Source organism: Thiohalophilus sp., assembly GCF_034521165.1.
Lineage (GTDB): Bacteria > Pseudomonadota > Gammaproteobacteria > UBA6429 > Thiohalophilaceae > Thiohalophilus.
The window spans coordinates 252632-271162 of record NZ_JAXHMV010000002.1 but is presented as its reverse complement, the minus strand read 5'-3'; the positions used below and the strand labels follow the sequence as shown (position 1 = coordinate 271162).

At 55.5% G+C, this 18531-nt stretch carries 19 protein-coding genes; 15 read left to right on the top strand and 4 right to left on the bottom strand.

All coding sequences use genetic code 11. The features are described 5' to 3' along the window. The first annotated feature begins 8 nt into the window (after window positions 1-8). Complete coding sequence (gene trhA, locus U5K34_RS03075) at window positions 9-623, top strand: PAQR family membrane homeostasis protein TrhA (protein WP_322567053.1); 615 nt, start codon at window positions 9-11, stop codon at window positions 621-623. A 76-nt stretch (window positions 624-699) separates the two neighbouring features. Here trhA and U5K34_RS03070 read toward each other — a convergent pair whose 3' ends face one another. Next, complete coding sequence (locus U5K34_RS03070; protein WP_322567052.1) at window positions 700-1152, bottom strand: host attachment protein; 453 nt, start codon at window positions 1150-1152, stop codon at window positions 700-702. 222 nt (window positions 1153-1374) lie between these two features. On the opposite strand from U5K34_RS03070, the gene U5K34_RS03065 reads away from it, so the two are divergent. The 11 genes from U5K34_RS03065 to U5K34_RS03015 all read left to right on the top strand — a co-directional run bounded on the left by U5K34_RS03065 (window position 1375) and on the right by U5K34_RS03015 (window position 10397). Next, on the top strand, window positions 1375-1686 hold the full coding sequence (locus tag U5K34_RS03065; RefSeq protein ID WP_322567051.1) for a DUF3301 domain-containing protein: 312 nt from the start codon (window positions 1375-1377) through the stop codon (window positions 1684-1686). A 702-nt stretch (window positions 1687-2388) separates the two neighbouring features. Next, complete coding sequence (locus U5K34_RS03060) at window positions 2389-3228, top strand: hypothetical protein (RefSeq protein WP_322567050.1); 840 nt, start codon at window positions 2389-2391, stop codon at window positions 3226-3228. 21 nt (window positions 3229-3249) lie between these two features. Beyond that, window positions 3250-3732: an adenylyl-sulfate reductase subunit beta gene (gene aprB / locus U5K34_RS03055; RefSeq protein WP_322567049.1), complete on the top strand. Its 483-nt coding sequence runs from the start codon at window positions 3250-3252 to the stop codon at window positions 3730-3732. Then, window positions 3732-5600 carry an adenylyl-sulfate reductase subunit alpha gene (aprA, locus tag U5K34_RS03050; RefSeq protein WP_322567048.1) on the top strand — a complete coding sequence of 623 codons (1869 nt, stop codon included), beginning with the start codon at window positions 3732-3734 and terminating at the stop codon, window positions 5598-5600. Before aprB ends, aprA begins: the two co-directional genes overlap by 1 nt. Window positions 5601-5793: 193 nt before the next feature. Beyond that, on the top strand, window positions 5794-6129 hold the full coding sequence (locus U5K34_RS03045) for a hypothetical protein (RefSeq protein ID WP_416224005.1): 336 nt from the start codon (window positions 5794-5796) through the stop codon (window positions 6127-6129). Window positions 6130-6190: 61 nt separating this feature from the next. Continuing rightward, window positions 6191-6715: a hypothetical protein gene (locus tag U5K34_RS03040; RefSeq protein WP_322567046.1), complete on the top strand. Its 525-nt coding sequence runs from the start codon at window positions 6191-6193 to the stop codon at window positions 6713-6715. Between the two features lie 29 nt (window positions 6716-6744). Beyond that, window positions 6745-7158: an HIT family protein gene (locus tag U5K34_RS03035; RefSeq protein ID WP_322567045.1), complete on the top strand. Its 414-nt coding sequence runs from the start codon at window positions 6745-6747 to the stop codon at window positions 7156-7158. A gap of 84 nt (window positions 7159-7242) precedes the next feature. Beyond that, a complete protein-coding gene (locus tag U5K34_RS03030; RefSeq protein WP_310694128.1) occupies window positions 7243-7404 on the top strand; it encodes a hypothetical protein in 162 nt (53 codons plus the stop codon). Between the two features lie 276 nt (window positions 7405-7680). Next, entirely contained in the window at window positions 7681-8532 is an 852-nt protein-coding gene (locus U5K34_RS03025; protein ID WP_322567044.1) for a hypothetical protein, read from the top strand. A 75-nt stretch (window positions 8533-8607) separates the two neighbouring features. After that, complete coding sequence (locus U5K34_RS03020) at window positions 8608-8946, top strand: antibiotic biosynthesis monooxygenase (RefSeq protein WP_322567043.1); 339 nt, start codon at window positions 8608-8610, stop codon at window positions 8944-8946. Window positions 8947-9221: 275 nt separating this feature from the next. After that, a complete protein-coding gene (locus U5K34_RS03015) occupies window positions 9222-10397 on the top strand; it encodes a mechanosensitive ion channel family protein (RefSeq protein ID WP_322567042.1) in 1176 nt (391 codons plus the stop codon). Between the two features lie 93 nt (window positions 10398-10490). On the opposite strand, the gene U5K34_RS03010 is transcribed toward U5K34_RS03015, so the two are convergent. Then, window positions 10491-11453, bottom strand: a complete 963-nt coding sequence (locus U5K34_RS03010; RefSeq protein ID WP_322567041.1) for a magnesium transporter CorA family protein — start codon at window positions 11451-11453, stop codon at window positions 10491-10493. A gap of 120 nt (window positions 11454-11573) precedes the next feature. Between U5K34_RS03010 and U5K34_RS03005 the strand changes: the two genes are divergently transcribed. From U5K34_RS03005 to U5K34_RS02995, 3 genes are all read left to right on the top strand, one after another. Next, window positions 11574-12425, top strand: coding sequence for a flagellar protein MotY (locus U5K34_RS03005; RefSeq protein WP_322567040.1), 852 nt, complete (start codon window positions 11574-11576; stop codon window positions 12423-12425). Between the two features lie 436 nt (window positions 12426-12861). Beyond that, window positions 12862-14079: an argininosuccinate synthase gene (locus U5K34_RS03000; protein ID WP_322567039.1), complete on the top strand. Its 1218-nt coding sequence runs from the start codon at window positions 12862-12864 to the stop codon at window positions 14077-14079. Between the two features lie 214 nt (window positions 14080-14293). Continuing rightward, complete coding sequence (locus U5K34_RS02995) at window positions 14294-16660, top strand: bifunctional diguanylate cyclase/phosphodiesterase (protein WP_322567038.1); 2367 nt, start codon at window positions 14294-14296, stop codon at window positions 16658-16660. Between the two features lie 12 nt (window positions 16661-16672). Here U5K34_RS02995 and kdsB read toward each other — a convergent pair whose 3' ends face one another. Both kdsB and U5K34_RS02985 read right to left on the bottom strand, forming a co-directional pair. Continuing rightward, window positions 16673-17443, bottom strand: a complete 771-nt coding sequence (gene kdsB / locus U5K34_RS02990) for a 3-deoxy-manno-octulosonate cytidylyltransferase (RefSeq protein WP_322567037.1) — start codon at window positions 17441-17443, stop codon at window positions 16673-16675. Next, window positions 17440-18528: a glycosyltransferase family 9 protein gene (locus tag U5K34_RS02985; protein ID WP_322567036.1), complete on the bottom strand. Its 1089-nt coding sequence runs from the start codon at window positions 18526-18528 to the stop codon at window positions 17440-17442. The genes kdsB and U5K34_RS02985 overlap by 4 nt, the downstream gene beginning before the upstream one ends. Window positions 18529-18531 lie beyond the last annotated feature (3 nt).

Genomic DNA, 18531 nt, shown 5'->3' with positions numbered 1-18531 from the left:
ATAGTGGTATGAAAAAGGGCGAGCGTTTCAATACCATCTCTCACCTCGTTGGCGCCACACTTGCGCTGGCGGGTGTGGTCGTGCTGCTGGTTGTTGCGACAAATAGCGGTGATGGATTCAAGATCGTATCATTCAGCGTGTACGGCGGCTCGCTGTTCCTGCTTTATCTGATCTCGACGCTTTATCACGGGTTGCGTGGCCGGGCGAAGCGGGTGTTTCGTGTTCTGGATCACCAGGCCATTTATCTGCTTATTGCCGGCACCTATACCCCGTTTACGCTGGTGACGCTGGAAGGCAGCGTGGGCTGGTGGCTGTTCGGGGCCATCTGGGGACTGGCGGTGCTGGGTATCGTGATCGATGGTGTGTTTCGAAACGGGATGCGTATTGCCCCGTTTATTATCTATTTGCTGATGGGCTGGCTTATCCTGCTGGCGCTTGTGCCCTTGCTGGCCGGTTTGCCATTCAGCGGTTTTGTCTGGTTGCTGGCCGGGGGGCTTTTCTATACGGGCGGGATCGTCTTTTTTGCCCTGGACCGTCGTTATCCGTGGATGCACGGCCTGTGGCATCTGTGTGTGCTGGCCGGCAGCATCAGCCATTACGTGGCCATACTGTTCTATGTTTGAGGCACCGAACATTGTGGCGGGCAAATGACACGTTGTTCGTCCTCCCGGTTTGATGTGACCGGGAGGCGGTGCATGTTTATTCCTTCAGGTACGGACGCAGGTAGGGGAGGAGCGTATCCAGCATATCGCTATCCTTTACCTGGGTGTAATCTTTTTCGATGTTGTGGCTTACCTTCTCGCTGGATTCATCATCAAGATGCTGATTGATGAGGCCGTGAAAGTGGGGAGAGGCGACGATGACCAGTTCGTTGAACTGATTCTCACTGCGCGCCTTGTTAAGGACGTTTGCCAGTTCCCGGGCGAAACGGTCCTTTTCATACTCTTTGGGATTGGTCGGTTCCGCATAACTGCCATGCCCTTCACGGTTGACGTCGCTCTGGTAGGCGCCCGGGCGATCGCTGGCCAGGTCTTCGCCCTTCATGCGGCTTTCGTCGTGCGAGAAGCTGTTCACCCGTTCGAGATCGGACTTGATCAGGTTGAAAAGGCGGGCTTCGCTGGCGTTGGCAACAAGCACCCAGGTGTTATTCATGACATTTCCCCTAGTTGGTGTATATGTAATGGTTGTTTCAAATCATAGCCGGTTCGATGGGCAAGATGTACTGCCGAGGCCACAAACCGCGGCAGGTCTGGATTTTCCCGGGATTACTCATCAGTGTGCACTGCGTGCGGTTAATTGGCAAAATGAGGACATGACAAATGACACTACGAATCATTCTTACATGCGTACGCATCTGCTGACGGGGCGGGTCGAATGACGCTGACGGGATTGCTTGTCTTTATCCCCATCGCCCTGCTGGCAGTATTGTGGTGGAAGGGGATGGGCAGCAAGGAGATCGCGCGTCGTGCCGGCATCCGTGCCTGCCGCGAGGCCGGGGTCCAGTTTCTCGACGATAGTGTTGCGCTGCACAAACTGCGAGTGCGGCGCGGGCCGCGCGGTACGCTGGCGCTTTACCGGTTGTATGACTTCGAGTTCACCAGCAGTGGCGAGCGTCGCCACAATGGTTACATTCACATGCTGGGACATTACGTGCAAAAGCTGGAGATGGACCCTTATCCGGAATAGAGGCCGCAATCCGCTAACCGCTCGATTTCACTCGCCCGGCTTTGGCGGGTTAAAGATAAAGGGTTTTCCTGAGCTCCCTGATAAGGTATCGGGGATAAAGTATCGGGGATAAAGAATCAGGCGCATTTGTCTATTTTTTAATCACCGGCTCGCTGTTGCGTCTGAGTATGAACGACATCAGGCGAAGCGAGCGGCGCCGATTTGAGTCAACACCCCCGCCGCAGACCGGGCCACGATTCGGGGCGAGCAGATTCATGAACGGGCATAAGGGGCCATCCGCGGGTGAAAAAAAACCTTTAACCGCGATCATGCGGGACAAACCGACGCTCGGGGCCCTGGTTTGGATGTCGCGGGAATTTCTTCGAGATGGCCCATCTGCTGCGGCAGAGGGCGATTTAGAAAGAGTCTAAGCTTGTCGCCTATAATATTAATATATTAGGAAATACTGAAATAATTGATTTCTCGCGAGCCTGTTAATCGCGCTCGAACTATCCGCTGAACTGGCGTCGGTAGCGACTCCGCGCTACAATTGCGGGCCTCATCCCATCGGGCTGAGTCTATTATCAACTTTCGGAATGATGGATAAAAAACGTTTATCGTGTTTGTCTGGTCGAACCGTAAGAGCAATGTTAACCTTGGCCCGTTATTGCGGGTGTAACTACGGTTACAAATCATAAACAATAAATAGAGGAAGTGTCTCATATGCTGACCACCAACCCCTTCTCTGAACTCACAGCATTGATATCTCCCGAGATCATGCAGGGTTACATCATTTTGATGATTATCCTGGTGGTACTGGGAACAGTGCTGGATATGATGCACAAGAAAAGTGCCCAGTACTTTTTCGAAAATTCGAAAAAGTCGCAGAAGGCTGCCAAACGAACAGTCGGTGGTGGTGAAAAAGCATCACTGCTGGTCAAGACCGTAGCCAGTGAAGTTATCACTTCTTCCGAGTTCTGCAATATCCGTCGCAGAATCTCTCACTTGCTGACCATGTACGGCTTCATTATCTTCGTCGTGACAACCGTGATGATGATTTTCGGAGCAGACACTTCATCCGGTACCGTACCGCTGTTGTGGCACCTCGGTGCCCTGATGCTTATCGTCGGTGGTTACTGGTTCTGGTTCTTCATCCGCGTGGATGTTGCTGCAGAAGCTGTTAAATGGTATCAATTGCGTCAGGCCGATATCTTTATCCTTTCACTGCTCACCATGGCGACATTTGGCCTGATCTGGTCCATCCTGCAATCCAGTGGTGCTGCCGGCTGGGCTATGCTGTTCTTTGTTCTGTTCATCGTCGCTACGACTGTTCTGTTCAGCACCGTGCTGTGGTCCAAGTTTGCCCACATGTTCTTCAAGCCTGCAGCGGCATTCCAGAAACGGATGATTAAAGCGGATGGTTCCAGAGAAAACCTGCCGGCTGACTATGATCTGTCGGATCCTGCAGTACAGGCGAAATTCCCGGATATTCCTGAATACATGGGCAAGAACCCTTCACACATGGGTCTCGGTATCAAGCGTGAAGCGCCGCGCCACTACTAATTCGACAGCAGGAGAATAAAAATGCCTACTTTTGTATATATGACGCGTTGTGATGGCTGTGGCCATTGCGTCGATATCTGTCCGTCAGACATCATGCACATCGACAAGGTCACTCGTCGTGCATATAACATTGAACCCAACATGTGCTGGGAGTGCTACTCCTGTGTAAAAGCCTGCCCGATGAACGCCATTGATGTACGGGGTTACGCAGACTTTGCGCCGCTGGGGCACTCGGTCCGTGTGAAACGTGACGAGGAAAAAGGTGTTATTGCCTGGCGTATCAAGTTCCGCAACGGCGAAAAAGACATGGAACTGCTTGCACCTATTACAACCAAGCCATGGGGTAAACACATTCCCAAGCTCGCTTCAGTGCAAGGTCCTACCAAGGAAATGCGTGACAGCCAGTTGCTGTTTAACGAACCGAAATATATTCGTCTTGATGACGGGGATATACACACCTTGAAATCAAACGGGTTAAAAATGAAAGCAGGGGTGTACTACTGATGGCTTACAAAACAATAATAGAAGACAATATTGATGTCCTGGTAGCAGGTGCGGGCCTCGGTGGCACCGGTGCTGCATTCGAAGCCAGATACTGGGGGCAGGACAAGAAGATCGTAATCGCCGAAAAGGCAAACATCGATCGTTCCGGTGCGGTTGCACAGGGTCTGTACGCCATTAACTGCTACATGGGTACGCGTTTCGGTGAAAATAACCCGGAAGATCACGTACGTTATGCGCGTATCGACCTGATGGGCATGGTGCGCGAAGATCTGTTGTTTGATATGGCGCGCCACGTTGACTCGGCTGTGCATCAGTTCGAGGAATGGGGTTTGCCGCTGATGCGCGATCCCAAGACCGGCGCCTATCAGCGTGAAGGTCGCTGGCAGATCATGATTCACGGTGAGTCCTACAAGCCGATCGTGGCTGAAGCCGCCAAAAAATCCGCGGATGAGGTCTTCAACCGTATCTGTGTCACTCACCTGCTGATGGACGAAGCCAAGGAAAACCGCGTTGCCGGTGCTGTTGGCTTTAACGTGCGTACCGGTAACTACCACGTATTCAAGTCCAAGACCGTGATTGTCGGTGCCGGTGGCGCCTCCAACATCTTCAAACCGCGTTCCGTCGGTGAAGGTGCGGGTCGTGTCTGGTACGCGCCGTGGTCATCCGGTTCAGCCTATGGCTTGTTAATCGAAGCCGGTGCCAAGATGACCCAGATGGAAAACCGTATCGTACTGGCCCGTTTCAAAGACGGTTACGGTCCGGTGGGTGCTTACTTCCTGCATCTGAAGACCTACACCCAGAACTGCCTGGGCGAAGAGTATGAGTCCAAGTGGTGGCCCGGTCTGCAGGAAATCGTCGGTAAAGAATACCTGGATCCCGATGCTTCTCACGTCACGCATCGTCCGATTCCGACCTGCCTGCGTAACCACGCCCTGATCTCCGAGGTGAATGCCGGTCGTGGTCCGATTCACATGGTCACCATGGAAGCCTTCCAGGATCCGCATCTCGAAGAGATCGGCTGGCATAACTTCCTGGGCATGACCGTCGGTCAGGCGGTACTGTGGGCGGCCACCGACGTGGATCCCAAGAACGAAAACCCCGAGCTGACTACCTCCGAGCCCTATGTTATGGGTTCACATGCGACTGGTTGTGGCGCATGGTGTTCAGGTCCCGAGGATATCTCACCGGAAGAATACTTCTGGGGTTATAACCGCATGACCACCGTTGAGGGTCTGTTCGGTGCCGGTGACGCGGTGGGCGGTACGCCGCACGCCTTCTCCTCCGGTTCCTTTACCGAAGGTCGTCTGGCTGCCAAGGCCGCCTGCAAGTACATCGACGACGGCAAGGCCGAAGGTATCGTAGTCTCCGAGAAGCAGATCAACGACCGCAAGACGCAGATCTTCAAGCCGATGGAGCACTACAAGGTTTACCGGAACGAGATCACTGCCGGTGATGTTAACCCCAACTACATCAATCCTCGCCAGGGCCTGGATCGTTTGCAGAAATTGATGGACGAGTACTGTGGTGGCGCCAGCGTCAACTACATGACCAACGAGAAGCTTCTGCATATCGGTCTGAAGAAACTGGCCATTCTGGAAGAGGATCTTGAGAAGGTTGCCGCAAAAGATTTCCATGAACTTTTGCGTGCATGGGAACTGAAACATCGTCATCGCGCTTCAGAATCAGTAATGCAGCATACGCTGTTCCGCAGGGAAACACGTTGGCCCGGTTATTACTACCGTGGTGATGCACTGAAGCTGGATGATGAAAACTGGCATGTGCTGACCGTTTCTCGTCGTGATCCCAAAACAGGTGAATACACAATGGAGAAAGCTCCTTGTTATCACCTGGTAGACGAAAACGAATAAGATCTGCCTTGAAGGCCGTAAAGCACCAGCAACCTCTTGTTTTTAAAGGTGTTGCTGGTGTTTCTTTTCCTGTTGGAAAAGTTTTAAGGCCAAGATTTGCTTAACTGGAAAACTGATTATTGGTAGCAATAGAAGCGTGACTATGACAACTGAAGCATCAATCGAGACACAAAACCAGCAGAATATTATTAATATGCCCGATGAGGAGTTGCTGGCTATTGCACATCCCATGTGGGAAGACCTGATCAAATATTCCAATAAAGGCCAGTACGGTAAATTCATCAAAAAATTCTCTTACAACCTGCTGTTCGGCCTGAATGAAGTCGAGGTCGGCAAGCAGTTTGCCAAAAGCGAGCTGACGAGAAGCTTGTCCGAAGATTATGACTATCTGGGGACGATTCGCCGTGGCGAACATGTCACGATTCTCTACCGGGTTCGCAGCAAAAAGAAAGAAGGTGAATGGCTGGGTCGCATGGTACTGGGTTATGAGGATGGTGAAGTCAGAATCTTTGGTGCCTCCATATTCTGAGTTCTGTTCACCTGACCCTGTTTTTTAAAACCTTAATCAATACAGATTGAAAGCTTGTAATATGAATCAACAACTCGAAGACGCTATCGCTGACAACAAGTACGTCGAACTCATGTACAAGGTCATCGATAAAAAGTCAGGATCTGTGCTGACCGAGATCGAGTACCCCCTGGGTTATGTTCACGGGGTAAGTGAAGTCCTGGCACCCGCTGTTACCGCCGAGCTGGAAGGCAAGCTCTCGGGTGATGTGATCGAGGTGCCGATAGACTGTAACGAGTTGTATGGTCCCAGAGACGAGTCCCTGGTCATTGTCGAGCCCATCGAAAATGTGCCCGAGGAATATCGCGAAGTCGGCACGTCCATCCTGATGGAAAATGAGAGGGGGCAGACCAAGACGTTTCTGGTCACAAGAGTGGATAAAAAGACCGTCACTATCGATGGCAACAACCCGCTGTGTGGCAGGGAAGTCATTTTCAAACTGGAAATCAAGGAAGTTCGTGACGCCAGCGAAGAAGAAATCGAGTTCGGCGGCAAGGTCGACGACGTTCCGGACGTTGAAGGGACTACCAAGGTGCCTGTGCAATAACCGGGTGCCAGGCGAACGGGAGTAGAAGTTTGTCGTCTGAAGTAAAAGCAGAACAAAAAAGAGACCCCAATAATCCGTGCCTGTTTTGTAAAGATCCACGCGGGGTATCACTGGAAAATGAACTGGCTTACAGTGCTCGTGACACCTACGCGGTGAGCCCGGGGCATACCCTGGTGATTCCGCGTCGCCATGTTGCCAGCTTTTTTGACCTGACCTCCGAAGAGATCAATGCCTGCATGGCGCTGATTACCGAGGAGCGCAGGTTGCTGGACGAGGAGTTCAAGCCTGACGGCTACAACATCGGCGTTAATATCGGGCCGGCGGCCGGTCAGAGTATCTTCCATGTCCATATTCATGTTATTCCCCGCTACACGGGGGATGTTGAAAATCCCCAGGGGGGTGTGCGGCATGTGATTCCCAAAAAGGGACATTACACGCGCTAGAGAGTATGATTTACGTCAGTTAAGTGGGAGGGGCTGACATCCCCGTTTTAATTCCTCCCGTTTCAACCATTGAGGAGTGATGATATGAGCGATGCACCAAAAACCCGGCCCAAGGTTCCCGATGGCAAGTCACGTTATCTGACAACCCGTCAAATGCAGGCCAATGAAAAGGGCTATGTGGGTTATGACACTATCTGGGAATCCTTTCAGAAAGAAGTCCCCTACACCACCCCCAAGAAGCCCTGAGGCGATCAGCCGCGTTACCCTCAACGGTCGCGCGGCTTCTCCTACAATAAAAACTGCTGTTTGACCCCAACATCCCTGGCGGTATAGCAGTTCGTATCTCCGAATTCTTCGTATTTTTCAGCTGACGGCAGTGCATGCGGTCAGTGCCCCCCTCCAGTACGATTGATGGCTTGCCTTCATGGCGCGCGGCCTTCCTGTCTGCGAAAAAACTGGCCATGGCGCGCCCGCTGGTGGCACAGTTGGCGGTGTCGTCAGCTGAATATTCGTGTTTCGTAAATGACCCGTTTGTACTCCAAAAAACTGCTCTTGCCCTTTGTCGGGGTGATCCAGGTTGCCGAACTGGGCTGGGGGCGAGCCCTGAGCCTGGACGGAAAGAACTGGGCATTGCGCTACGCGCAGAACGACAACGAGCCCGTGCGAAACGGGCCATTCCGGGACGATCCGCGCGTGAATTTTTCCCTGGTGGTGACCATCGACGGGAACCGGACACAGACCCGCGCCGTCCACCCCTCGCTGGAGCCGGGGCGGGTCCATGCCGATAGCCAGCGGCTTTTCGAGGCGATCTGCGACGCCCGGGTGCCCTTTGAGGCGGCGGACCGTTATGAGTACTGGCTGCTGGACGGCCGCGACGACAGTCCTCTCGCGCTGCTGCATTCCTGCGTCGATGAGGCGGAGACGCAACTGCCGGTTCCGCCCCCGCAGTGGCTCGCAATGCCCGCGGCGGAACTGGCTGTGACGGATCCGGATCCCCCGGTGCAGGCGACCTACCTGCCGCCGGTCAACTATCGCCTGCAGCAACAGATCGAGGCGCGGGCCGGCAACAGACCGCGCGCGGTCTGGTTCGAACGCCCGGCGGCGACGGACGAGTTTCCGCCCTGTCTGATCCGGGAGGAGTGGCTGGACCCGGAATCCCGGCGACTGTGTGATCTCTATTTGCAGCGGCTTGCCCCACGCTTGCTGATGATGGGCGGGCTGTCCCGTGCGGTGCGCCAGCGTCTGGAGCAGGCCGCGTGCGCACATGTTTTCGAGGTGGAACGGTTCTATCCTCTGTATCCCGAAGTGGTCGACGACAGCCTGCTGAATACCGCCCGGGTCGAGGCCCGATTGCGCCGGGCCAACGATGTGTAATCGCGGCTCTGTCCAGTATAGAATCTGAATATGCTTTGCCAGATGCACGTCCGGCCTGCAGCACAAAGGTGACCCATGATTGCGGTGATATTTGAAGTGATTCCCACTGCCGACGGCAAACAGGAGTACCTGTCCATCGCGGCGCAGCTACGGAAAGATTTAAAAGAAATGCCCGGGTTTATCTCTATTGAGCGATTTCAGAGCCTGAGCGATGACAGAAAGATACTGTCGCTTTCCTTCTGGGAAGATGAAGAGGCGATCTGCCGGTGGCGAAATCTGGAGCAACACCGGATCGCGCAAGGTAAGGGGCGCGGTAGCCTGTTCCAGGATTACCGGATCCGCGTCGGTGCAATAGTGCGTGATTATTCACTGGACGATCGTACCCAGGCACCGGAAGATTCGAAGAGCGTGTAAATGCGCAGCTGTCTGGCGGCAACGTCTGTGCTTTGCTTTCGATAGAGCGAAGCAAATACCTGGTCGGGCAATTGTCAGGCAAGTGCAGGATAACGCGGCATGGGCATATTCTCTGCCGCGGAATTAATGACAGGCTTGCCCGGTAAGCCTGACTGAGTGATACGGGCAACACGATGGAATTGATTTCAAACTGGTGGGCCGAGTTGCTGTTCCGGGCCTCCGATTTCAACTAGTCCGATAACTGGTGGCAACTGGCGATTATAGCGCTTTCGCTTGTGCTGGCATGGACGATTGCCCGTGGTATTCGCCGTCGTCTGGATGCCAGCCAGGGCGCGGATCTGACCGGCTTCAGAAAGTTCACCCTGCGCAGCATCGAGCGGATTATCTATTCCCTGGTGGCTCTGCTGATCATCATCATTGCGCGCAGCGTCTTCAGATATCTGGAACAACCGACCCAGCTGCTGGCTCTGGCCAATCTGCTGCTGTCCCTGGCCGGAATTCGCCTGCTGGTGTATATGTTGCGCAAGGGATTTGCGCCGACACCGATGCTCAAGGCCTGGGAGAACATTCTTTCCAGTACCATCTGGATTATTGTTGCCCTTTATCTGCTGGGTATTCTGCCTTTCGTTTTACAAACCCTGGACAGCTTTGCCTTTACCCTGGCGGGTAACCGGATCTCCGCCTTGTCGGTGATTAACTTCCTGTTACTGGTGGCGCTGCTGTTTACCCTGGCGGTGTGGGCGTCGGCGATTATCGAGCGGCGCATGCAGCGGGCCACCTATCTGGCCTCCGGGCTGCAGGTGGCGCTGGGTAAAATCGTTAAGGTGGTTCTGATCGCCCTGGATGCGGTAGGGCTTGATCTGACGGCGTTGACCGTGTTCGGTGGTGCGCTCGGTGTGGGCCTTGGATTTGGTCTGCAACGCATTGCCAGCAACTTCATCAGCGGGTTCTTGCTGTTGTTCGATCGCTCCATCAAGCCGGGGGATGTGATCAGCGTGGGTAACAAGTTCGGCTGGGTCCACGAGCTGCATGCCCGCTATATTGTAGTGCGGGATCGTGACGGGGTGGATACGTTGATTCCCAACGAGAACCTGATCACCACGGAGGTGATCAACTGGAGCTATGAGGATCGCAACGTGCGGGTCAAGCTTCCGGTGCAGATCAGCTACGGCGATGATCCGGAACTGGCCATGCAACTGATGGTGGAACTGGCCAAACAGCATCCGCGTGTGCTGCCGGATCCCGAACCGGTCGGGCGCTTGCTGGAATTCGGTGACAACGGCATCGGTCTCGAGTTGCGTATCTGGATCAGCGATCCGGAGAAAGGAGTTAACAGCATCCGCTCGGAATTGAACCTGGGAATCTGGCGGGCCTTCAAGGAACACAATATTACCATTCCGTTCCCGCAGCGGGATGTGTATATCAAATCAAACCCGGATTCAGCACGATAGCATTGCTATTTGCCGGACACCGCTTCGCTCTGTCCGGCCTACCCGGATTGTAGGCCCGATATAGCGTGAACGGTATCGGGCAATTCCGCCTATTCACAACCACTTCTTGATCTTGAACAGGAACAGCAATACCAGAGCCAGCGTACCCATGCCGCCGAGGGCGAAGAAGTAGGCGTACTCCAGTTTGAGTTCGGGCATGTTCTCGAAGTTCATACCGAAAATTCCGGCCAGGAAGGTGAGCGGTAAAAAGATCGCCGAGATCACTGTCAGCACGCGCACGATCTCGTTGGTGCGATGGGAGACAGCGGAGAAGTGTAACTGTACCAGGGCTTCAGCTTCGTTTTTCTGGTCCTGCGCGAAGCGAATGACGCGCTGAATATGCTCGACCAGATCGTTGAACCGGACCGTGAGGTGATCATCGAATTCGGTATCGGTGTCCTCACGCCAGGCCTGCAGCGCGGTGATCTGTTCGTCACACAGGCGCTCCAGTTTTCGCAGGTCACTGGTGTAATCCATTACCGCCATCCAGTCGCTGAAGTCGCGACGCGGATCGAGCAGATCTCGCCGCCATTCATCGTAACGATCGAGCAGGGGTTCGCGCAGGGCCAGGTAACGGTCTACCATGTAAGTCATCAGCTGGTGCATCAGTCCGGCCGGCCGGCGCGGAATACGCACGGTTTTGTCCAGCAGGCGCGGTTTGACGAGGGAGACCGAGACGCTGTCAGCAGAGCGAATGGTCAACAGCAGGTGCTCGAGTACGAAAAATACCGTCGGGCGGGTCTGAAAATCACTGGTCTGATCCGCGGGGGAGAGACCGCGGAAGATCAGCATTTCGTAGTCCTGAGTGCCGTCGTAGAAGGAGGGGTGTTCCAGGTTCTGGCTGTCGCGGATGTGTCGTTCGTGGATGCTCACACCGCTCAGACGTTCGACCTGTTGCGGCCAGTCACTCTCCTCGCCGCGGATAATATCCAGCCAGAGAAAGCCGGTTTCGGGCACTGACTCGGGTAAGGTTTCCAGCTGTCTGACCCGCTGGTGATCGATGATGAGAATGTCCATGCCATGGGTTCCGTACTGGGCTGTTTGTCAGGCTACTGCATTGGCCATGGCGGATTCAAATTCAATTTGTCAGGCTGGCCCGGTAATTGCATTTCAGGTCGTATGATGCGTGTTTTCTCCATGATTTTAGTGAGTTTCGGGTTGCTGGCGGCCTCCTCGAGCTGGGCGGGCCTGCGGATCTATTCGACCCCGCTGGCCGAAGCAGACTGGCAGTTGCAGGGGACGGCATTGATTTGCCGTCTGACGCACGAGATTGCCGGTTACGGCGTCGCCGAATTTCGCCAGCAAAGCGATGGTCAGCTGGTGTTCCGGGTACGGGTCGAGCAACCCGCCACGGCCACCGCCGGCGAGGCGCGCCTGTTGTCACTGCCGGCCAGCTGGCAGCACTATGATGAGGGCCGGGATCTGGGTGACCTGCCGGTGGTTCCGGGCGAGATACCCTTTTATCTTGGAGAGTCGGGCGCGCGCCGGGTAATGGCGGAACTGGAAGCAGGATTGTTTCCGACGCTTATCTACCAGGACTGGGTCGAGCCGCAGGATGTTGTCCGGGTCCGGCTTTCCCCGCTGGGCTTTGCGGCGGTTGTGGGCGAATTTCGCGCCTGCGTCGAGGGGTTGCTGCCGTACACCTTTGAGGATGTACGCCAGACCGTGCTGGTGTACCAGAGCAATCAGACCCGTTTGTCGCGGGCCCAGCGCAATCGGCTCGACCGGCTGGTTCGCTATCTGCGTCAGGATCGAGAGGTTGAGGGGGTGCGCATCGAAGGCTATACCGACAGCCTGGGTCTGTCGCGGGTGAACCGGGTGGTGGCCAATCAGCGGGTCGATGCGGTGCGGGCCTATCTGCTGGAGCAGGGGGTGGATGCCAAGTTGATTACGACCCGGGCCTACGAGGAGACCGAGGCGAAGTTCGACAATCGGACCGAGGCAGGCCGGCGCAAGAATCGTCGGGTGGAGATTATTCTCAGTCGCTGATACTCAGCGTCGAGGAACGTCTCCACATGCTACGGCAGGCGCAGCCTGCGTTTTGCCGGTGTCAGCGCCAGGGGCGGCTGCCGCATTGGCCTCGCTGTAAATGGCGGTCACTGAAAACAGAACCAGAATGATCAGAGTCAGTCGTCCCATACTTGTCCCTGTAGTTGCTTATTATCTAATCCCCTTTTATAGCATGATTTTTCGTGCGGGCTAAAGGGGAAAACGCCGGTTTGTGACGGATCCCGCGATTTAGAGGCCATTTCGCCGCTGTTCAGGCTTAAATAACACCCTGACGCGCTTTTTGCCGGGGCCCGGGGAGGCGCCGGCGCGGCGGAGCCCGTCGGCTTGCTAGCACGTTTTTTCTTGTCGTTTCCGGTATAATGCGCGGCGTTTTACCGAATCTGGCGTAATTTTCCTCGCGACGGAGCCGAATTTCATGAGCGATATCAAGAAAGTAGTGCTGGCCTATTCCGGTGGCCTGGATACATCCATCATTCTCAAGTGGCTGGAGCAAACCTATGGCTGCGAGGTGGTGACGTTCACCGCCGATATCGGCCAGGGCGAGGAGGTGGAGCCGGCCCGGGCCAAGGCCGAGGCCATGGGGGTCAGGGAAATCTATATCGAGGATCTGCGCGAGGAATACGCCCGCGATTACGTCTTCCCCATGTTCCGGGCCAATACCGTCTATGAGGGCGAATACCTGCTCGGCACCTCCATCGCCCGGCCGCTGATCGCCAAACGGCTGGTGGAGATTGCCAACCAGACCGGCGCCGATGCCATCTCCCACGGCGCCACCGGCAAGGGCAACGACCAGGTCCGCTTCGAGCTGGGGGCCTATGCGCTCAAGCCGGATGTGACGGTCATCGCGCCCTGGCGCGAGTGGGATCTCAACTCCCGCGAGAAGCTGATGGCCTACGCCGAGCAGCATGATATTCCGGTGGATTTCAAAAAGTCGGGCAAGAAATCCCCCTATTCGATGGACGCCAACCTGCTGCATATCTCCTACGAGGGCGGGATTCTCGAGGACCCGTGGGCCGAGCCGGAAGAGGACATGTGGCGCTGGAGTGTCTCCCCCGAGGCGGCCCCGGACAAGCCCACCGAGCTGACATTGCGTTACGAGCGCGGGGATATCGTGGCCATCGATGGCAAGGCCATGAGCCCGGCCCAGGTGATGAGTATGCTCAACGAGGTGGCCGGCGCCAATGGTGTCGGCCGCGACGACCTGGTCGAGAACCGCTATGTGGGCATGAAATCCCGCGGCTGCTACGAGACCCCGGCCGGCACGGTAATGCTCAAGGCCCATCGGGCCATCGAATCCCTGACTCTGGATCGGGAAGTGGCCCATCTCAAGGACGAGCTGATGCCCAGATACGCTTCGCTCATCTACAATGGCTACTGGTGGTCGCCGGAGCGCGAAATGTTGCAGAGCATGATTGACGCCTCCCAGGAACACGTCAACGGCGAGGTGCGGGTGAAGCTCTACAAGGGCAATGTGATCGTCACCGGCCGCCAGTCCGACAGCGACTCGCTGTTTGATGAGAAAATCGCCACCTTTGAAGAGGACGCCGGCGCCTACGACCAGAAAGATGCCGAAGGCTTTATCAAGCTCAACGCCCTGCGCCTGCGGATTGCCGCCAAACGCCGTTCCGGCTGAATATCGCGCCCTTCCTCTGCCCGCCCGGGTCGCCGGGCGAAAAACCTCATAAAATATAATGGGTTGGAATAACTTTACCCGCATTGCGTCTATTCACCCAGACGGCGCAGGGTAAAGTTTCACCGTCGTCGACCGACAACCTGCTACGTAGCTGAAATCCGGGAGGATTTCACTCATTCAACGCCAGGGATCGGGCACGGCAAAAAGTTAATGTATGGCATTGGTCCCCGGGGCGTTGGCACTCGATACACTTTCGAACGGCTGGAAAACGGCACTCGATTTCCTGGATGAGCCGATTTGCCTGCTCGATCTGGATGATCGGGTGATGCAGGCCAATAAAACCTTCTTTGCCCGCATGGGATGTCCGCCCGAAGACGTGATCGGTCAACCGGTTACCCGTTTTTTCCACCCTGAAGGGGAAGAAGAACCCTGTCCGATCTGCCGGGCGCGTCTGGCGCAAAAGGACACGGTGGTCACCATGGAGGCCGACGATCCGCGTAATCATGCCGGCCGTTCCATTCAGGTGCGCATCGGTGTGATTCGCGACGCGCAGGGTAATCCGAGCGGGATTATTCAGCACATCCAGGATCTGAGCCTGATCCGCGCGGCGGAAAACAAATACCTCGATACCCAGAGACAGTTTCGTGAGCTGTTCGAAGCCTCCCCCGATCCCCAGATCATCGTCAATGGTGACGGCTTTATCGAGCAGGCCAACGCCCAGTGTTTCGGTGTTTTCGGTTACAGGAATATCGAGCTGATAGGTGAGTCGGTGGAGATTCTGATACCGGAAGCATTGCGCGATCGTCATGTTGGCCTGCGACAGATGTTCACGGATGCGCCGAATCCCAGAGCCATGGGCTGCGGTGAACTGTGCTGTCGGCGCAAGGACGGCACGACCCTGCCGGTGGAAGTCAGCCTGACGCCAATCAGTGCCAACAATGAAGTTTCAGTCTGCGCGGTAATCCGGGATATCAGCGAGCGCAAACAGGCCGAGCGTGAACTGCAGCGTCTGGCCAGTTTTCCAGAATTGAGCCCGACACCTATTATCGAGGTCACGCTAACGGGAGAGATCACTTACGCGAATTCCGCGGCAAATGAGAGCTTTGTACGTTTGCAAGTACTGGGTTCCGAGCATCCTGCTTTGCTCAATCTGAACGAGATGATAGACAAAGTCAGGCAAAGTGACCGCGCTGTTTTGCGCAGTGTTGAAGTCGGCGCGATGGTCTATGAACAGCAGTTCTCCTATGTCCCGGAGAATAAAGTGGTGCGGATCTATTCCTGGGACATCACCGAGATCCGCGACATGGCGGATGAAATGGAATACTTCGCCACGCACGACAGCCTGACCGGACTGGTGAACCGCAGCGAATTCGATCGCCGCATCAATCAGTTGATCGATCAGAGCTGGCGGGAAAACAGGGAGCATGCGTTGTGTTATATCGATCTGGATCAGTTCAAGATTATCAATGATAAATGCGGTCACAATGCCGGCGATGAGTTGTTGCGTCAGCTCGGTTGGTTACTCCAGGAAAAAATCCGCGACACGGATACCCTGGCGCGGCTGGGTGGTGATGAATTCGGATTGTTGTTGACTGGCTGCAGCGTGGATAAGGCCCGGGAAATTGCCGAACAGATTCGAAAAACCATTGCCGAACACCGCTTCGTCTGGGAAAGTAATGTATTTACCGTCGGTGCCAGTATCGGTCTGGTACCTGTCACACGCCACAGTGGCGGGGTCAAGGATTTGATGAGTGCCGCGGATACCGCCTGTTATGTTGCCAAGGATACCGGACGGGATCGGGTGCATGTCTATCAACAGGATGACTATGAACTGGGTCGGCATATCAAGAATATCGAATGGGCTCACCGCCTGCAGCAGGCTCTGAGTGAAGATCAGTTTTGTCTGTACAAGCAGAGTATTCGTTCCACACAGAACCCGAGTGACGAGCGCTATGAATTACTGGTCAGAATGGTGGAAGAAGACGGCAGCCACTGCTCCCCTGGAGCCTTTATTCCGGCGGCGGAGCGCTTTAATCTGATTAAAAATGTAGATAAATGGGTTATTAACGAGGCATTTCGCCTTATCAGTACCGGCTGTCTGAATACTCATGAGATCTCTATCAATCTCTCCGGGGACTCGCTGGGCGATACCGACATGATCAATTATGTCGTCAATAAGATCGAGGAATACCGGATCGATCCCTGTGGGCTGATTTTCGAGATTACCGAAACCGCGATGATCACCAATCTGGCCAATGCCCAGAAATTCATGTCCATGATGCATGACGTGGGTTGTCGTTTTGCACTGGATGATTTTGGCAGTGGCGTCAGTTCATTCACCTATCTGCAGAATCTGCATGTGGATTATCTGAAGATTGACGGCGATTTGATCCGCAACAGCGTGGTCAACAAGATCAATGCGTCAATGATCAAGGCGATCAATGATATTGGCCACGCCATGGGCATCAAGACGGTGGCTGAATTTGTCGAGGATGAGGTGATTTACAAAAAAATGGTCGAAATCGGCATCGATTATGTGCAGGGCTATCATATCAATCACCCGACGATGGTGGAAAAGTAAGCAGTAACCGGCTCAGGCCGGCTGTTGACCCGACAGTATGGATGCAACCCGCTGCAATTCCTCTTCCGTATTGACGCCCGGCCCGGGTATCTGTTCGGCGGTGACGACCTTGATCCGGCGCCCGTGATACAGCACCCGTAACTGCTCCAGGGATTCTATCCGTTCCAGCGCGCAGCTGCCCCAGGCGATGTATTGTTTGACGAATCCCGCGCGGTAGGCATACAGACCGATATGCCGGTGAAAATGACCGAAGTCATTCAGCGTTGGCGTTGATTCGCGAAACGCCTCGCGATCCCAGGGGATCGGGGCGCGGCTGAAGTAGAGGGCATTATCCTCGTGGTCGCGGACCAGCTTGATCACATTCCAGTCGAACAGTTCCTCGACACTCTCCGCCGGCGTACTGAGCGTGGCCATTTCGGCCTGGCTGTCCCGGGCCAGGGCATGTCCCACCTGATTCAGGCAGGCACCGGGCATCAGCGGCTCGTCCCCCTGCATATTGACGATGATGGTCTCATCAGCCAGATTGAATTTCTCGATGACTTCATGAATGCGTTCGGTACCGGAATTGTGGCGCTCCGAGGTCAGACAACTTTCAACCGGAAAGTCCGCCGTCGCCTCGAGAATACGCTCGTCGTCGGTGGCCACGATAATCCGCTCGGCATCGCTTTGCAGGGCGTTATCGATGACGTGGGCGATCATCGGCTTGCCGGCAATCTCGCGCAGCGGTTTGCCGGGCAGACGACTGGAGGCGTAGCGGGCGGGAATGACGATATGAAAGCTCATGCGTTGTTATCTTTATCGGAAGTGTTGTTTTTATGCGCGTCGAGTAATCGGTCCAGCGTCGATTCTACTTCCTCGACCGTGATCAGGTCCATGGTGCCGGGGTCGCGCACCCGGATCCCCCAGGGTAATTCCGACACCGGCTTGTGGTACTTGTCCTGTACGGCGTCGGGGTAATGGTTGATCGTCCATTGTTGGCTCAAATAGGGGCCGGTGCGGTCGGGGTTGGCACAGGCATACAGGCCGATGACCGGGGTATTCACCGTGGTGGCCATGTGGGCCGGTCCCGAATCCGGTGTGATCAGGGCCGTGGCATGTTTCAGAATCGCCAGTAACTGTTTTAACGAGGTTTTGCCGACCAGATTGGTGATATTGGGATTGTCTGCCTTCGCTTCGATGGCAGCGGCCAGCGCTTGTTCGCTGGCGCTGTTGCCGCCGGTAAGATAGACCGGCAAGCCGTGTTGTTCGACAGCATACCCGGCCACCCGGGCATAACCGGCCACATGCCAGTTGCGATAGGCACTGCTGGCGCTGGGGCTGATGACCAGATACGGCCGGGCCGGGTCGGCGAGTTGAGCGGCTGTCTGGCGATCGGTCGCCGGGATCGGAATATTCCAGCGCAGTTGCCTGTCCGCGATACCCAGGGCTTCACTGAAACCGAACAGCCCGTCCATGACATGCTGATGCGCTCTGGCTGCGATCCGGTGGTTGCTAAACAGCCACTGCAGATCCCGGGCCCGGGCGCGATCGAAACCCAGCCGGATCGGGGCGCTGACCAGGCGACTCAACAGGCTGGCCCGCAGGGCGACTTGCATGTGCAGCAGGGCGTCGAAACGGCGGCCGTTCAGTTGCCGACGTACCTCGCGGTAGGCGGCAAGGCCGCGAGCCTTGTCGAACACAATAAACTCGATATCGGGGATACCCTGCAACAGGGCATGTTCGGTCTTGCCGATGATCCAGGTCAGCCGGGTTTGCGGCCAGGCTTGCTGGATGGTGCGCACCACCGGCAGGGTATGACAGATATCGCCGATGGCGGAGAGGCGCAAAATGCACAGGCTGGACGGGGGCGTGGTAAAGGGCAGAGGCATACC

Bases quoted from the DNA above. Each gene is read 5' to 3' on its own strand.
- trhA (WP_322567053.1), top strand. From the start codon at position 9: ATGAAAAAGGGCGAGCGTTTCAATACCATCTCTCACCTCGTTGGCGCC.
- U5K34_RS03070 (WP_322567052.1), bottom strand. From the start codon at position 1,152: ATGAATAACACCTGGGTGCTTGTTGCCAACGCCAGCGAAGCCCGCCTT.
- U5K34_RS03065 (WP_322567051.1), top strand. From the start codon at position 1,375: ATGACGCTGACGGGATTGCTTGTCTTTATCCCCATCGCCCTGCTGGCA.
- U5K34_RS03060 (WP_322567050.1), top strand. From the start codon at position 2,389: ATGCTGACCACCAACCCCTTCTCTGAACTCACAGCATTGATATCTCCC.
- aprB (WP_322567049.1), top strand. From the start codon at position 3,250: ATGCCTACTTTTGTATATATGACGCGTTGTGATGGCTGTGGCCATTGC.
- aprA (WP_322567048.1), top strand. From the start codon at position 3,732: ATGGCTTACAAAACAATAATAGAAGACAATATTGATGTCCTGGTAGCA.
- U5K34_RS03045 (WP_416224005.1), top strand. From the start codon at position 5,794: ATGCCCGATGAGGAGTTGCTGGCTATTGCACATCCCATGTGGGAAGAC.
- U5K34_RS03040 (WP_322567046.1), top strand. From the start codon at position 6,191: ATGAATCAACAACTCGAAGACGCTATCGCTGACAACAAGTACGTCGAA.
- U5K34_RS03030 (WP_310694128.1), top strand. From the start codon at position 7,243: ATGAGCGATGCACCAAAAACCCGGCCCAAGGTTCCCGATGGCAAGTCA.
- U5K34_RS03025 (WP_322567044.1), top strand. From the start codon at position 7,681: ATGACCCGTTTGTACTCCAAAAAACTGCTCTTGCCCTTTGTCGGGGTG.
- U5K34_RS03020 (WP_322567043.1), top strand. From the start codon at position 8,608: ATGATTGCGGTGATATTTGAAGTGATTCCCACTGCCGACGGCAAACAG.
- U5K34_RS03010 (WP_322567041.1), bottom strand. From the start codon at position 11,453: ATGGACATTCTCATCATCGATCACCAGCGGGTCAGACAGCTGGAAACC.
- U5K34_RS03005 (WP_322567040.1), top strand. From the start codon at position 11,574: ATGATTTTAGTGAGTTTCGGGTTGCTGGCGGCCTCCTCGAGCTGGGCG.
- U5K34_RS03000 (WP_322567039.1), top strand. From the start codon at position 12,862: ATGAGCGATATCAAGAAAGTAGTGCTGGCCTATTCCGGTGGCCTGGAT.
- U5K34_RS02995 (WP_322567038.1), top strand. From the start codon at position 14,294: ATGGCATTGGTCCCCGGGGCGTTGGCACTCGATACACTTTCGAACGGC.
- kdsB (WP_322567037.1), bottom strand. From the start codon at position 17,443: ATGAGCTTTCATATCGTCATTCCCGCCCGCTACGCCTCCAGTCGTCTG.
- U5K34_RS02985 (WP_322567036.1), bottom strand. From the start codon at position 18,528: ATGCCTCTGCCCTTTACCACGCCCCCGTCCAGCCTGTGCATTTTGCGC.